This window comes from Microlunatus speluncae, assembly GCF_009299835.1.
Lineage (GTDB): Bacteria > Actinomycetota > Actinomycetes > Propionibacteriales > Propionibacteriaceae > Microlunatus > Microlunatus speluncae.
Genome location: NZ_VKCZ01000007.1, coordinates 294816 through 308851, shown reverse-complemented (window position 1 = coordinate 308851; position 14036 = coordinate 294816). Strand labels below are relative to the sequence as shown.

The window sequence follows — 14036 nt, the reverse complement described above, 5'->3', positions numbered from 1 at the left end:
GTATGATGTACGGAGATCGTACCGGCTAAACATCGTACACCCAACGGAGAAATTCCGCCTATGCTGCGGCTATGGCGGATGACGTGGAGCGGGAGACCGACCGGACGCTGCGGCTGCTCTGGCGCCGGGAGCTCGGCGCGCGGGAGGGAAGCCGCGGGCCGAAGCAGAGCTCGAGCGTCGATGACGTGGTCCGGGCCGCCATCGCGATCGCCGATGCCGAGGGGCTGGACGCCCTGTCGATGCGCAAGGTCGGCGATCGGCTGGGCCTGCGGGTGATGTCGGTCTACACCTACGTGGCCAACCGGGCCGAGCTGGTCAGCCTGATGGTCGACGAGGTCGCCGGTGAGGAGCCGATGAAGCCGCATCGCGGCGCGACCCGGACCCGGTTGCGGCGGGTGTGTCAGCAGCTCTACGACGGCTATCGGCGACACCCCTGGCTGCTGCAGGCCGAGTCGATCCGCGGCAACCTCGGGCCGAATGTCGTCACCCGCTACGAGTGGCAGCTGGCCGCGATCGAGGGCATCGGCCTGGACGACATCTCGATGGACCAGGTGATCACCCTGATCGGGGGCTTCGCGGCCGGCGCGGCGCAGATGAGCATCGAGGTCAAGCGGACGCAGGAGACCTCGGGCCTGACCGACGCGGAGTGGTGGGAGATCAACGCGCCGATCCTGGATCGGGTGATGGCCGGCACGAGTTTCCCGCTGGCCGGCCGGGTCGGCACGGCGACCGGCGAGACCTACAACGCGGCGACCGATCCCGACCTGTCGTTCCGGTTCGGCCTCGACCGGATCCTGGACGGCGTCGAGTTCTACATCGCGCAGCGATCGGGGACCGACCGCTGAACCGACTTCGGTCGATCAGGCCGAGACGTCGCCCGGCTGCTGCAGCTGGGCGAGCAGCCGCTGCTGCGCGTGCTGCAGGTGGGCGACCAGGGCGTCCTCGGCCTTGCGCGGCCGGCCGGCCTTGATCGCGGCGATGATCTCGGCATGCTCGCTGGCGACGCTGCGCGGATCGACGGTCCGGTGGGCCTGGAACTGGCCCATCGTCAGCTGCACCTCGCCCATGATCGACTCGTGCATCCGGGCCAGCCGGCGGCTGCCGGCCGCGGCGACCAGCGAGGAGTGGAACTCGATGTCGGCCTCGACCTGACTCGGGAAGTCCCGGTCCTGGGCGGCCTGCTCCATCGCCAGCTGGGCCTTGGTCGCCTCGATCGGCACGGTCTTGCGCTTGGCCAGGGCCAGCACGGCCGAGCGCTCGACCGCCTCCCGCCCGATGAACAGGTCGAGGATCTCGGCTTCGTCGAATTCGGGGACCACGGCGCTGCGGTGCGCGGTGCGGCGGAGCAGGCCGACCGAGGTGAGTCGCTCGACGCAGGCCTTCGCGGTCGGCCGGGCGACGGAGTATTCGCTGGCCAGTCGCAGCTCGGTGAGCTTCTCCCCGGGCTGGATCTCGCCGTTGACGATGCGCTTGCGTACGGCCTCGTACAGGGAATCGGTCAGGGATGCCGGCGCGAGCAGGAACCGTTCGGACACGGCCTTACCGTCTCATAGATCCGTCACCGGGGCGGGTCGACGGCCCCGATCCAGCCCAGGGTCTGCTCGGTCGCCTTGGTCGGCTTGTATTCACAGGCGATCACCCCGTCGTAGTCGGCGGGCAGCGCGGCGAGGGCGGCGGCGATCGGCAGCGTCCCGGTGCCGGGTTCGCCCCGGCCGGGGCTGTCGGCCAGTTGCACATGGGCGATCCGGTCGGCGTGCCGGCGGGCGTCGGCGACCAGATCGGCGCCGTTGCTGCCGAGGTGGAACACGTCGTAGAGCAGCCCGACATTGCCGGCCGGCGCGGCGACCTCGGTGATCACGTCGACGACCTCGTCGGCCGTGGTCAGCGGATAGGCGCCGTTGAGGCCGCGGGCCAGCGGCTCGACCAGCACCGTGCCGCCGAACTCGGCGACGGTCTCGGCGGCCCGTCCGATTGCGGTGACGGCGGCCGCCGACTGCTCCGCCGGCGTCCAGCGATCGTCCAGTTGCCCGTACAGCAGGTTGAACTTCCGGCAGCCGGTGCGCCGGGCGATCGACGCGACCTGCTCCACGTTCGCCGCCAGGTCGGCTCCATCGGCCGGGCGATTGGCGACGCCACGCTGGCCGGCCGGCATGTCGCCGGCGAAGAAATTGAGCCCGATCAGCCCGACCTCCGCCCGGTCGATCGCGGTGATCAGCGCGTCGACCTCGGCCTGGTCGGCGACCGGTCGGCTGAACGGCCACCACAGCTCGATCAGGCCGAAGCCGGCGGCACGGGCCGCGGCGGGCCGGGCCAGGAGCTCGTGCTCGGTGAACATGATCGAGATGTTCGCCGCGTAGCTGAATCGGTGACCGCGCATCCGTGCACTCCGCTCCACAATGTCCGTCGTGCAAACTTGACTGACAAGATTACCATTTGCGTACGGCCTCCGGACGCTGACGACCCGGGCGTCGGCGGTCGAGGTCAGCGCGAAGAGGCCGAGTCCGCGGCACGCCGTGGTCGCACTTCCACCCTACGGTCGAAGGTCAGTTCGTCGTCATCCAGCCTGGCTCGGCGCGGCGGGCTGGCCGGCGTGCGCCGCGCCGGCTGTGTCCGCCGGATCGGCTGCGAACGTCGGTCCGGCCGGGGCGCCTGGACGGGGCGGGTGCGCCGGATCGGCGGCCGCGATGAGGCGGTCGGGAGGTCCACGATGGGGCGCAGGTGCAGGGTGGGCGCCGGCTTCGGTTCCGGCGCGGGCTCCGGCTCCGGTACGGGCTTCGCCGACTTGCCGATCTTGTTGAACGGCGGCTGGACGATGAGCCGGGTGATCACGGTCACCGGCTTGCTGGCCAACAGGGCGGACAGCCCGATGGCGAAGGCGATGCTCATGATCAACAGCCAGGGCTCGTCCGGTCCCTCGATCACGCCGTTGTCCCGGAACGGCAGCAATACCACGCTGTGCAGCAGGTAGACGTACAAGGAATTGACGCCGATGTACGTCAGCGGCGACTTCCGCCGGGAGCCCAGGGCCAGCACCCAGGCCGTGCCGAGCAGGCCGAAGGCGTAGCCGGCCAGGCGCAACAGCAGTCCGGTCGTGGTCGATTCGTCGGCCATCTGGATGAAGGACTGCCGGAACCAGAAGTCGTCGGCGCCCAGCTGATCGAGCGACCACCAGGAGACCGCGACCGCGACCGGGACGAAGATCACGCCCAACGGAACGGCGCCGAACCTCCGGATCCGGTCCAGTCCCTCGGGGGTGAAGGCGAGGCCGATCACGAAGAACGGCAGCAGCGTGATGGTGCGGTCGAGGGCCAGTTCGTTCGGCAGGTCGGGCAGCAAACCGCAGCCGAGCGCGATCAGGAACGACACCGGGATCGCGAACGGCAGTGCCCGGAAGATCGGCGTCAGCACCCGCCAGAACGCGACGGCCAGGAGATACCACAGCGTCCACTCGGGATAGAGCAGATCGATGGCGATCGGCTTCTCGTCCAGCCAGCCGACGATCGCGGCATGGCCGACCTGGAAGACGAGATAGGGCACCAGCAGGGTGCCGAGCAGCTTCAGATATGACCCGACCGACGCCTGGAACCGGCGCGACAGGTAGCCGGTGATCAGCGCGAACGCCGGCATGTGGAACAGATAGATCGCCCGGTAGAGGCCCTCGATCAGCTCGTCCTTCGGCACTTCCTCGATGGCGTGACCGAGCACGACGAGGACGATCAGGATGGCCTTCGCGTTGTCCAGCGAGGCGTCACGGACCTTGTGGCGAGGGTCTGTGGTCCGCACGGGCATCGCAGCGACGCTACCCAGCCGTTCCGCAGACTTCAACTCCTTGCCGGTCGGCAAGGGTTTGAGTTACGTCACGTTCCGGCCCCGAATCAGGGGTCGGCCAGCTCCCGCAGCTCGGTGACCCGGTGCTCCAGCGCCGCCAGTTCGGAGGGGTCCAGCACCGTCCGCCGGATCCCGTCGGCAACCGCGAACGCGCCCTGGCGATGGTCGTCGATCACGGTGACGGTGATCTCCACGCCCGCGTACTCGCCGTCCGGCTGCAGCTCCTCCCGGACCACCCGGGCCGTGCCGCGCGCGCAGAGCGCGACATCGCCGCCGCCGACGATGACCAACGCCACCTCGGGCCGGGCCCGCAGCCGGACCAGCGATCCGCGGTTGTGCCGCAGGCTGATCAGGATCCGGCGATCACCCGCCCGGACCGGCCAGGACACCGGGATCGCATGCGGCGCCCCCGACTCCGTGTCCTGTGTCACCAGGACGGCGACGGTCTCCGTCGGCCACTCGGGAAGAACGTCCAGCTCCGGATGTTGATCAAGCTCGGCCATCGCCATCTGCGCCACCTGTAGGTGTCGTGGTTGTGAGTCCGCGACGGGGTATGCCGCGAAGAGTGCAAACGCTTACCGCTCCCACCCGGATTTTACCCGCCCCCAACTTCCGCCGACCCGTCACATCCGCGGCCGTTTTGGCGGCGTGTCGAAGCACTTGTGACGGCTCGACGAATGGGATTCGGAGCTTCGTCCCGAGACGAAATCCGGATCCGGGGCCTCGGCGACCACCGAGCGGTTCGACTCGATGTCGCTGCCCAGGATCGCCAGGTCTTTCCGCCCGTCGCGGTTCCGGGCTCTGGTCGCGCCTCGTGCATCTCCGCCGAGTCGTCACAAGAGCGTCGACACGCCGCCAAACGGCCGCGGATGTGACGGGTCGGCGGTTTTAGAGGGTGGCCAGGAGGGGGGTGGGGTGGGTGTGGGGGAGAGGCGGGTGAGGAGGGTGTTGAGGTGGGACTCGGTGGGGAGGTCGAGGAGGTTGCGGGCGCGCATCCATTCATCGTCGAAGACGGTGTCCAGATACTTCTCGCCGCCGTCGCAGACGATGGTGATCACCGTCGAGCCGGGGGCGAAGTCCTCCAGCCGGGTCAGGGCGGCGTGGACGGAGCCGCCGGCCGAGCCGCCGATCATCAGGCCGGTCCGCGCCGCCACGGCCCGGGCGGTGGCGAACGCCTCGATGTCGCTCACCTTGAGGCCCTCGTCCAACAACGTGTAGTCGACGGCGGTGCCGATCGACGCGCCCGGCGGGGTGCCGGTGCCGGACTGCCAGTACGGGCCGCCGTCGCCGCCGAACGCGATCGAGCCGACCGGCTCGACCCCGATCACCCGAACGGCGGAGCCGCGCTGCCGGAGTCGCCGGGCGGTGCCGAACAGCGATCCGCCGGTGCCGACGGCGCTGATCAACACGTCGACGTCGGGGCCGTCGAGATCGGCCAGCAGTTCGTCGGCCAGTTCGGCGTAGCCGTCGGCGTTGGCCGGGTTGTTGTGCTGCTCGGTGAAGAAGGCGCCCGGCTCGTTGGCGGCGAGCTGCTCGGCCAGGTCCTCCCGGGCCGACGTCGCCAGGTGATCATCGTCGCCGACGAAGATCAGTTCCGCTCCCAGGGCGGCCATGGTCCGCAGCTTGTCGGCGCAGGCGTGCCGGTCGACGACGGCGGTGAACCGGTAGCCGCGCTCGGCCGCGACCACGGCCAGGCCGAGGCCGGTGTTGCCCGACGTCGATTCGACGATCCGGCCGCCGGGCCGGAGCAGCCCGCGGGCCTCGGCGTCGAGCACCATCGACCGGGCCATCCTGATCTTGGCGGCGCCGGTCGGGTTGAACTGCTCCAGCTTCAGCAGCAGCCTGGTCCCGCTGCCGGTCTGGGCCAGCTGAAACAGGGGCGTGCGGCCGATCAGGTCGGTCATTCTGGTGTAGATCACGATCTCTCTCCACGTGCATGATCAAGGCTCCAGCGGAGATCGGGCCGGAGCACGATCTTCGGTGGAATCGGATGGTTCTGGAACTCGGATTCGTTGGAATCCATCTGATAGCCGGCCGTGTTCGGATAGATCAGCAGGTCGCCGATCCGCGGCTCCCGCGGCAACGGGATCCGTCGCCGGCTGAGCAGGTCGGACTCGAGGCAGGTCACGCCGCCGACACAGGTGGGCACCGGCGCGGCCGCGCCGCTCTGAAGCTGCTCCGTCCCGCTCGGCCAGAGCACCGGATCGGGTACGTACTCGCTGCCGAACCACTGCTCGGACAGGCTGAGACTGCTGCCGTCGACTGTGATCATCCGGTACGGCAGCCCGCGCTCTTCCCTGATCTTGACCCCGCGGACGGCGAACACCGAGAGCCCGGCCCGGTCGAGCAGTGAACGTCCCGGCTCGATCGCCAGCCGGATCCCGTGCTCCCGCAGCCGATCGGCGAGCCCGTCGGTGCGCAGGATCTCGGTCAGCATCGCCGGTCCGGCGACCTCGGAGTGGTACGGATACAGCGATCCGCTGCCCTGCCCGTCGTGACACCACCGGTCTCGCAGGCCGTCGGCGAACGCTCGCCACTGCTCCGCGTCGGCGTAGTCGACCGCGAAGCCCCCGCCGATCGAGATCATCGACGCCGGATGTCCCTCGCTGCGCAGCCGAAGACAGCGGTCGACCAGCTCGCCGGCCAGCCGGGCCCGGGGTGCCGGATCGTAACCGGTCAGGTGGAAGCTGAACCCGTCGACCATGATCGAATCCGGCCCGGCACGGGTGATCAGGTCCAGTGCGGCCACCAGCTCGGCCTCCGTCATGCCGAACCTGCTCGCGGAGTCCCGAGGCCGGACCCGGAGCAGCACCCGGCAGGGCTCGGCCCGGAGCGCGATCAGCCGGTCCAGCTCGTCCACCGCGTCGATCGCGATCATGGCACCGTGCCGGGTCGCCAGCCAGAGCAGCTCGTCCGATTTGGCCGGCCCGGTGATCATCAACTCCCGGCCGCGGATGCCACCACCGAGGGCGGCCACCAGTTCGCCGGGGCTGGACACGTCGACGCCGGCGTCGGCCCGCGCGCAGGCGGTGATCACGCAGGCCGCCTTGTTGGCCTTGCGGGCGTAGTAGATCGCACCGGCCAGGCCGGCTTCGGCGAAGGCCGCCCGGTAGGCCCGCAGGTTGGCGGTCACCCGCTCCGGGAAGAGCACGTGGAAGGGCCCGCCGACGGCGAGCGCCAGGTCGGCCAGCAGCCGGTCGTCGGCCAGCAGCCGTAACTCCCAGGGGTCCCGGTGCGCGGTCAACGGCGGCGCCGTGATGCCGCGACCGGTGAGTTCGGCAGTGATCGTCATGACCAGAGCGTGACGTCGACGCCGCGTCCGAGCTCGATCGCCCGCTGGGCCAGCGCGTGGGCGACCGCGATGTCGGTGAGCACGATGCCGCTGTTGAACGCGAAGATCCGCTGCGCGTCGTGCTGCCGCAGCCGGGCGCGACCGGTGATCACCGCGGGCAGCTCCGCATCGACCGGACGCAACGTGCCGTCCGGCCCGGCCATGTCCCGCCCGGTGATCGCCATCTGCGCCGCGTTGGTGGCGATCGCCCGGTCCGCGTCGACCAGCGTCGACGGCGCCAGCCCGTAGCCGACCAGCACGACCGTCGAACCGTCCCGCAGGTCGGACGACTCCACGGCGACCCGAGTGGCCGGGCCCGCGGTCGCCAGGATCACGTCCGCCTCGCCGGCCGCGGCGCGTGGATCGGTGACCACCTCGACCGAACGCGCCGGGTCGTAGTCGGCCAGCATCGACCGGACGGCGTCGATGCCGCCGGCATGGGTGCCGAAGAGCATCAGCCGGTCCAGCTCCGGGTTCGCGGCCAGTAGATGCGGCAGGGCGTTACGCCCCTGCACGCCGGTGCCGATCACCAGCACGCTCCGGGCGTCGGATCGCTTGGTCTCGCGGACCAGGAGGGCCGACACGGCCGGCGTCCGCAGCGCGCCGATCCGGGATCCGTCCAGCAGCGCGATCGGTGCCCCGGTGGTGTCGTCGTACAGCATGATCATCGTGGTGTAGCGCTTGCCGCCGCGATCGTCATCGGGCCCGAAGGTGTACGAGGTCTTCATCGCAACCACGCCGCGGTCGGTGTCCCGGCCGAGCATCGCGTACGCGACGGAGCGATCATGGACCCCGCCGACGGTGATCTTGGTCGGGTTCTCGGCCGTGCCGGAGCCGAAGCTGCGGTAGGCCTGCTCCACCGCCGCCACCACCTCCTCGGGCGGGAACGGCACATCGGCCAGATCGGTCCGGCTGAGCAGGCGAAGCGGCGCGGACTCCTGCGTCGGGTTCATCCGGCGAGCGGATCGGTGCTCGGCTGCTGCCGGCCGAAGGGCTCGACGAGCTCCTCGCCGAATCCGTCCTCGTCGGCCTCGGCCGGGCGCCGGGCGCGGTCGGCCAGCCGGATGTTGACCCGCTTCAGCCAGCGATCGGTGCCGTCGTAGCGCGCGGTGAACGGCACCCGGCCGTGCACGGCGAGATCGTTGTCGATCAACAGCAGTTCGCCGGGGTCGAGCACCGCGGTGATCTTGACCCGATCGAGCTCGGCCGCCAGCTGTCCGTAGGCGGCGCGGTAGTCGGCATCGGCTCGCTCCAACGGGGTGTAGGCGGGGTCGTAGCGCAAGGTCGGCCCCTCCGGCCCGTCCCACACCGGCGGGGTCGGCCGGGCACTGTCCTGATCATGATCGGTGCCGTACGAGCTGTCCGGCAGGATCGGCAGCACCGGCTCGGCCAGGGTCCGGCGATGATCATCAGTGAGCCGCACCCGGCGGACCGACGAGACGGTGGTGCCGACCCGGTCGGGGTTGCGCAGGCAGCCCAGCAGCATCAGGTGGGCCCGGCCCGGGTGGAAGGCGTCCTCGGTGTGCGGAGCGAGGGTGGTGGCACTGCTGGCCCCGGTCTGCTCCCGCTCCCGGCCGCGGGACGGCACGATCGTGTTGATCAGGCGGCCGTTCTGCTGGCCGCGCCAGCCGAACGGCTGACCCGCCGACCGGGCCAGCAGCAGCATGATCAACTCGAAGTCGAAGCCGGCGGTGCCGGCGGCGCGCCAGCTCTCCGGGGTCGGGCCGAGCCCGGCGTCGTCGACCTGCAGCCCGGAGATGATCACGGCGCCGTCGTCACCCGGCGGCTGTACTGCTTCCGCCACCTCGCTCGGCAGCTCCGGCGCGCGGCGATCGACGGCCGCGACCAGCTCGGGGTCGAAGGGAGAGCGGAAGCTTTCGGCCAGCTCGACAGCGACCCGGCCGAGGGCGCGCGCAGTGGTCGGGGCGATGGTGCGGCGAACCAGTGCCGGCGCAGAGCTGGACACGCAGATCCCTTCCTGGCGTGGTGGACGATCACATCCCCGGCCAGCGAAGCTAGTCCCTCAGCGTCAGTTAAGCAAGGCTTACCTAAAGGGTGTCTTGCGGAAACCCTAGGCTGACTCGACTCGCCTCCCGATGCGGAACTCGCCACAGGTAGAGAAATGCGAGCGGGAATGCGGCTTCCGGCCGCGGAACTCGCCACAGGTAGAGAAACGCGAGTCCGGGATCGGGGCAGGTGTCGAACGGCCGGAGTCAGCCGAGGTCCGGCTCGGAGCGCAGCTCGATCACCGATCCGGAGCCGGCGCCCAGTTCGGCGACGACGAGCTCGTTCGAGCCGGGTCGCCACAGCGGCGCGGGCGCGTAGAGGGTGCGCTGCGGACCGATGCTCCAGTAGCGGCCCAGGTTGAAGCCGTTCAGGAACAGATAGCCGTGGTGCCAACCCGGCAGGGCGAGGAAGCCGTCGCCGGGCGTCGCGATGTCGATCATGGTGCGATGGAAGCCGGGCTCGCCGGCCGCCGGTGCCGGGCCGGACCAGTCCAACTCGGGCAGCTCGGTCAGATCGAGGCCGGCCTGCTGATAGCCGTGCAGGTGCTGGAAGTCGAGCCGGATCGCGGCCAACCCCTTGCTGTCGCCGAGGTGGCGGCCGAAGTTGATCCGGCCCAGCGAGCTGACCAGCACGTCCAGGGCGTTCTCCTCGGCCAGCTCCAGGGTGCTCGGCCCGACCGGGAACTGATCATCGAGCGCGCTCCGGCCCACCCGGGACCGGATCCGCCCGTCGATGATCACGGTGCCGAGATCGGCCAGGCCGTCCAGGCTCAACGACGCCTCGGGATACGGCCCGGCCACCCGGGTGCGATAGCGGACCACGCCCTGATGCACGCCCAGCTCCTCGAAGCTGCGCGGTGTCGCCGAGGTGATCACCGGCCGGCGATCCAGCACGGTGGCGAGGGAGACGCTCTCGGTCACCGCCGCCGTGGCGGCCGGCAGTCGCGGCGGCAGCGGCGGCGGCTCCGGCGGCGTGTTGCCGGTGTGGGCGATGATCACGTCCCGGAAGGCGCCGAACTTGGCGGTCGGCGTGCCGTCCTCGGCGATCGGGGCGTCGTAGTCGTAGCTGGAGACGGTCGGTTGCAGCACGACGGTGCCGCCGTCCTCGACGGCGTTCGCCCCGGCCCAGACACCGAAACTGGTGCCGCCGTGGGCCATGTAGAAGTTCACCGAACGGCCGGCTGCGAGCATGCCGGCCAGCTCGGCCGCCGCGTCGTCGCCGGGCCGGGTGTGATGATCACCGCCGAAGTGATCGAACCAGCCGTTCCAGAATTCCATGCACATCTCCGGCTGTCCCGCTCGCAGCTCGGCGAGCGTCGCGAGGCGGACTCCTGCCGGGAGCCGAAGTTGATCGTGGCCAGGGTGTCGTCGATCATGCCGCCCTGCAGCCAGAGCCGGCCCGGCCCGTCGGAGGTGAACAGCCAGACGTCGATGCCGAGCTCGATCAACCGGTCCCGCAGGTGCCGCAGATGAACGGGGTCGTTGCCGAAGCTGCCGTACTCGTTCTCCACCTGGACGCCGATCACTCGCCCCTCCCGGGAGACCTGCCGCTCGGCGATCACCGGCACCAGCGCGTCGAACCAGCGATCGACCTGATCTTGGTAGCCGGGCTCGCTGGTCCGCAGTCCGCGCCGGACGGCCGGGTCGGCGAGCAGCCAGGACGGCAGCCCGCCGAACTCCCACTCCGCGCAGATGTACGGCCCCGGCCGGACCAACACGTCCAGGCCGGCCGCCGCGGCCAGATCGAGAAACGCACCAAGATCACGATCACCGTCGAACGACGGAGCCCGGTCCCGCCACGGCTGGTGGAAGTTCCAGGCGACATAGGTCTCCACCGTGTTGCAGCCCATCGCGACCAGCCGCTGCAGCCGATCGGCCCACAGCGCCGGCGGGACCCGGAAGTAGTGCAGGGCGCCGGAGATGAGCTGGTGCGGTTTGCCGTCGCGGACGAAGCGTCCACCGTCGATCGTCACGCCGGCCGCGGGCGAGGACTGGGTCTCGGTCACCCAGGAAGTGTGCCAGCCGGAGCTGCTTCGGCGGATCTGCGGTCAGCGGGCGTGAGCCGAGGAGAGCCGGGCGAACCAGGCGATGGTGAGTGCCGTCCCGCCCATGATCACGGCGAGTACGGTCAGCGCAGGTTCGACGCCGTGCCAGCCGTCGTACGGTCGGACACCGGTCACGACCAGGGCGATCACCGCCGCGACGGCGCCGAACGCCGCCAGGAAGAAGGCACCGATGCCGCCCCTCGGCCGCTCCGTCGGCCGCAGTGAGAGCAGCAGCACCGCCAGGCCGGACCAGGCCAGCGTCACGGTCAGCGCAGCCAGGACGTCGCTCGTCTGGTGCCAGCCGGCCACCACGGTGGACATGCCGATGAACACGATCGCGAACGCGCCGAGCGCGACGGTCAGCGCCCGCAGGCCGACCGGGGCGACCAGCAGAGCGGCCAGGACGATCGACACCGTCACCGTGGTGTGGCCGCTGGGCAGGCTGTTGTGCGAGCCGAAGCCGTTGCCGAAGTCGGGCCGGTCGACCGTGGCCTTGATCAACTGCGTGGTGACGTTCGCGCCGCCGACGATCAACACGGCGGCGCCGGCCGCGGCGAACCGGCGACGGATCAGCGCGAGGACCACGCAGGCCGCCAGGGCGACGGCCACCGTGCCGGTCGAGATCGTGCCGAGCGCGGACAACAACGGCTCCAGCGCCTCCTGGCGCGCGTGCAGCACCTCCGTCGCCTCGGCGTCGATCAGCTGGCCCGACTCACTGAACACCGCGATGCGGACCAGCAGGATCGTGCCCAGGACGCCGATGATCATGGCGATCGCGGCGCCGCTCGCGTACCGGCTCCGGGTCGGTGCGGGCCCGGGCGTCGGTGTCGGCACTGGTACGGATCCGAGTTGCTGGGTGGTCACGCGTCCCACGGTGCCACGGAAACCCAACGACTACAGCGGTTTCGGGGCCTCGGTGGCCGGACTGGGGACCGCGGGCCGACCGATCTGGGACCTGAGGTGGATCGGCCTGAGCCTGCAGGATGATCCGGGCTGCGACCAGCGTCAGGCCCGCATCGCGGTGGCGACCTGCTCGGTCGTCAGCGACGGCCCGTCGAGTGGGTGGGCGGCCTCGGCCCGCAGCCCGTCCAGCTGGAGATCGAGGTAGCGCCGCCAGGCCCGCGGCGCGATGTCGACGGTGGCCGTGATCACCCGCGAGGTGGCCCAGATCAGGCAGGCCAGATCCTGCAGGGTGAAATCGCTCCGAAGCACGCCGGCCCGCTGGGCCCGATCGATGATCTGCGCGACGCCGGCGTACCCGCGATCGCAGGCCTCGGCCATCGCCGCGGCTGCCGGATAGCGCAGCGTCATCGCCTCGTTCAGCCCGCGGTCCACGGCCTGCAGTTCGAACGAATGCCGCAGGAATTCCCGGAACCCCGCCCACGGATCGGGGTCGGCGAGGGCCTCCTGGCCGGCGGCGTTCATCGCGGCCAGCTTGGCCGGATAGATCGCGTCGAACAACGCCTCCCGGGTGGGGAAGTGGTTGTAGAGGGTGCCGATGCTGACACCGCCGCGGCGGGCGATCTCCTCCAGCGGCGCGGTCAGCCCGCGTTCGGCGAACAGCTCGGTGGCCGCGGCGAGCAGCTTCTCCCGGTTCGCGACGGCGTCGCGGCGAGGAGTACGGATCCGCTCGGGCATGCCTCCACGCTACTACTTGAGGGCAGCCTCAAGTTAGGCTACGGTCGACATCATAACTTGAGGAGAGCCTCAAGTTAATAGCGAAAGGGAATCACCATGACCACAGTCGAGACCGCCGCCCAGCCCGCTCCGCCCGAAGCGTCGGCCCAGGGGGTCGTTGTCGTGCTCGGCGTCGGGCCGGGTCTGGGCCTGTCCGTGGCTCGCCGGTTCGGCCGCGGCGGCCATCCGGTCGCCGTCGTCTCCCGCTCGGCCACCCGGCACGGCGACTATCTGGAACGGCTGCGGGCCGACGGGGCGACGGCGGTCGCCGAGGTCGCCGATGTCCTCGACCGCGACCAACTGACGGCCGCGCTGACCCGGATCGAGCAGCGGCTCGGGCCGATCGAGGTGCTCTACTACGGCCCGGCGGGGATGGCCCCCGGCAACTTCCCGGTGCCGATCGAGGCGATCACCAGTGACACGGTGCGCGAGTCGTCGGGTCTCCTGCATGGTGCCGTGGACGCCGTCGCGGCGGTGCTGCCCGGGATGCTGGAGCGCGGGCGCGGCACGATCCTGCTGCCGACCGGGCTGAGCGCGATCCGGCCGATGCCGCAGCTCGGCCAACTGGCGCTGATCGGCGCCGCCCTGCACCGGTACGCCCTGACCCTCAACGCGGCCCTCGCCGACCGGGGCGTGTTCGCCGGCTCGATCGTGATCGGCGGCGGCATTCTCGGCGGGGACATCTACGCGGCCATGGCGAAGAACGCCGAGCAGCTGGCCGGGGCCGGGCTGAACGCCGAGCAACTGGCCGCGATGGCACTCGACCCGGACGCGATGGCCGACCAGGTCTGGGACCTGGCCACCGCCCGCGACCGGGCCGAACTGGTGTTCTCGGTGCTGGACTGACCGGGTCAGCCGGCCTCGGTGTCCAGGTAGCCGGCGCTGACGTAACCGAGCCAGTCGCCGTCCCGGCCGACCCGGAACCAGCCGGGCCCACCGGTGCAGGCGAGATCGAGGTCGTCGGCCAGGCGATAGAGCACCGGTGCGGTCGACCACGGCTTGGAATGGACCGGCGTGCTCTCCCGGACGGTGGTGCAGGTGATCCCGGCCGATGCCGTGGTCGGCAGCGCCACCAGGCTCGTGGCCGCGATGGCGGTCGCGGCGCCGAATCCCAGGGCAGTCCGCAGCTTGCTCGGCATGTTGTGCCTC

At 70.7% G+C, this 14036-nt stretch carries 15 protein-coding genes; 2 read left to right on the top strand and 13 right to left on the bottom strand.

Features of this window, described 5'->3' with window-relative positions:
- Positions 1-71: 71 nt before the first annotated feature.
- A complete protein-coding gene (locus tag FNH24_RS11095) occupies positions 72-845 on the top strand; it encodes a TetR/AcrR family transcriptional regulator (RefSeq protein WP_152362229.1) in 774 nt (257 codons plus the stop codon).
- A gap of 15 nt (positions 846-860) precedes the next feature.
- Here the strand turns inward: FNH24_RS11095 and FNH24_RS11090 are convergent, their stop codons facing one another.
- The 12 genes from FNH24_RS11090 to FNH24_RS11040 form a co-directional block, all read right to left on the bottom strand.
- Positions 861-1535, bottom strand: coding sequence for a GntR family transcriptional regulator (locus FNH24_RS11090; protein WP_152362228.1), 675 nt, complete (start codon positions 1533-1535; stop codon positions 861-863).
- Positions 1536-1558: 23 nt separating this feature from the next.
- Complete coding sequence (locus FNH24_RS11085) at positions 1559-2377, bottom strand: hydroxypyruvate isomerase family protein (protein ID WP_152362227.1); 819 nt, start codon at positions 2375-2377, stop codon at positions 1559-1561.
- 104 nt (positions 2378-2481) lie between these two features.
- Positions 2482-3789: an acyltransferase family protein gene (locus tag FNH24_RS11080; RefSeq protein ID WP_152362226.1), complete on the bottom strand. Its 1308-nt coding sequence runs from the start codon at positions 3787-3789 to the stop codon at positions 2482-2484.
- 86 nt (positions 3790-3875) lie between these two features.
- Entirely contained in the window at positions 3876-4337 is a 462-nt protein-coding gene (locus FNH24_RS11075; RefSeq protein WP_246186839.1) for a pyridoxamine 5'-phosphate oxidase family protein, read from the bottom strand.
- A 324-nt stretch (positions 4338-4661) separates the two neighbouring features.
- Positions 4662-5747, bottom strand: a complete 1086-nt coding sequence (locus FNH24_RS11070) for a PLP-dependent cysteine synthase family protein (protein ID WP_217428154.1) — start codon at positions 5745-5747, stop codon at positions 4662-4664.
- Positions 5744-7120 carry a type III PLP-dependent enzyme domain-containing protein gene (locus FNH24_RS11065; RefSeq protein ID WP_152362224.1) on the bottom strand — a complete coding sequence of 459 codons (1377 nt, stop codon included), beginning with the start codon at positions 7118-7120 and terminating at the stop codon, positions 5744-5746. The genes FNH24_RS11070 and FNH24_RS11065 overlap by 4 nt, the downstream gene beginning before the upstream one ends.
- Positions 7117-8112, bottom strand: coding sequence for an ornithine cyclodeaminase family protein (locus FNH24_RS11060; protein ID WP_217428153.1), 996 nt, complete (start codon positions 8110-8112; stop codon positions 7117-7119). The genes FNH24_RS11065 and FNH24_RS11060 overlap by 4 nt, the downstream gene beginning before the upstream one ends.
- A complete protein-coding gene (locus tag FNH24_RS11055) occupies positions 8109-9125 on the bottom strand; it encodes a TauD/TfdA family dioxygenase (protein WP_246186838.1) in 1017 nt (338 codons plus the stop codon). Before FNH24_RS11055 ends, FNH24_RS11060 begins: the two co-directional genes overlap by 4 nt.
- 247 nt (positions 9126-9372) lie before the next feature.
- Positions 9373-10443: a beta-galactosidase gene (locus tag FNH24_RS32445; RefSeq protein WP_217428152.1), complete on the bottom strand. Its 1071-nt coding sequence runs from the start codon at positions 10441-10443 to the stop codon at positions 9373-9375.
- On the bottom strand, positions 10332-11171 hold the full coding sequence (locus tag FNH24_RS32440) for a beta-galactosidase (protein ID WP_217428151.1): 840 nt from the start codon (positions 11169-11171) through the stop codon (positions 10332-10334). Before FNH24_RS32440 ends, FNH24_RS32445 begins: the two co-directional genes overlap by 112 nt.
- A 42-nt stretch (positions 11172-11213) precedes the next feature.
- Positions 11214-12074: a phosphatase PAP2 family protein gene (locus FNH24_RS11045; protein ID WP_152362222.1), complete on the bottom strand. Its 861-nt coding sequence runs from the start codon at positions 12072-12074 to the stop codon at positions 11214-11216.
- A gap of 141 nt (positions 12075-12215) precedes the next feature.
- Entirely contained in the window at positions 12216-12848 is a 633-nt protein-coding gene (locus tag FNH24_RS11040) for a TetR/AcrR family transcriptional regulator (RefSeq protein ID WP_152362221.1), read from the bottom strand.
- A gap of 96 nt (positions 12849-12944) precedes the next feature.
- Between FNH24_RS11040 and FNH24_RS11035 the strand changes: the two genes are divergently transcribed.
- A complete protein-coding gene (locus FNH24_RS11035; protein ID WP_152362220.1) occupies positions 12945-13733 on the top strand; it encodes an SDR family NAD(P)-dependent oxidoreductase in 789 nt (262 codons plus the stop codon).
- Between the two features lie 5 nt (positions 13734-13738).
- On the opposite strand, the gene FNH24_RS11030 is transcribed toward FNH24_RS11035, so the two are convergent.
- A complete protein-coding gene (locus tag FNH24_RS11030; RefSeq protein WP_152362219.1) occupies positions 13739-14026 on the bottom strand; it encodes a hypothetical protein in 288 nt (95 codons plus the stop codon).
- Positions 14027-14036: the final 10 nt, after the last annotated feature.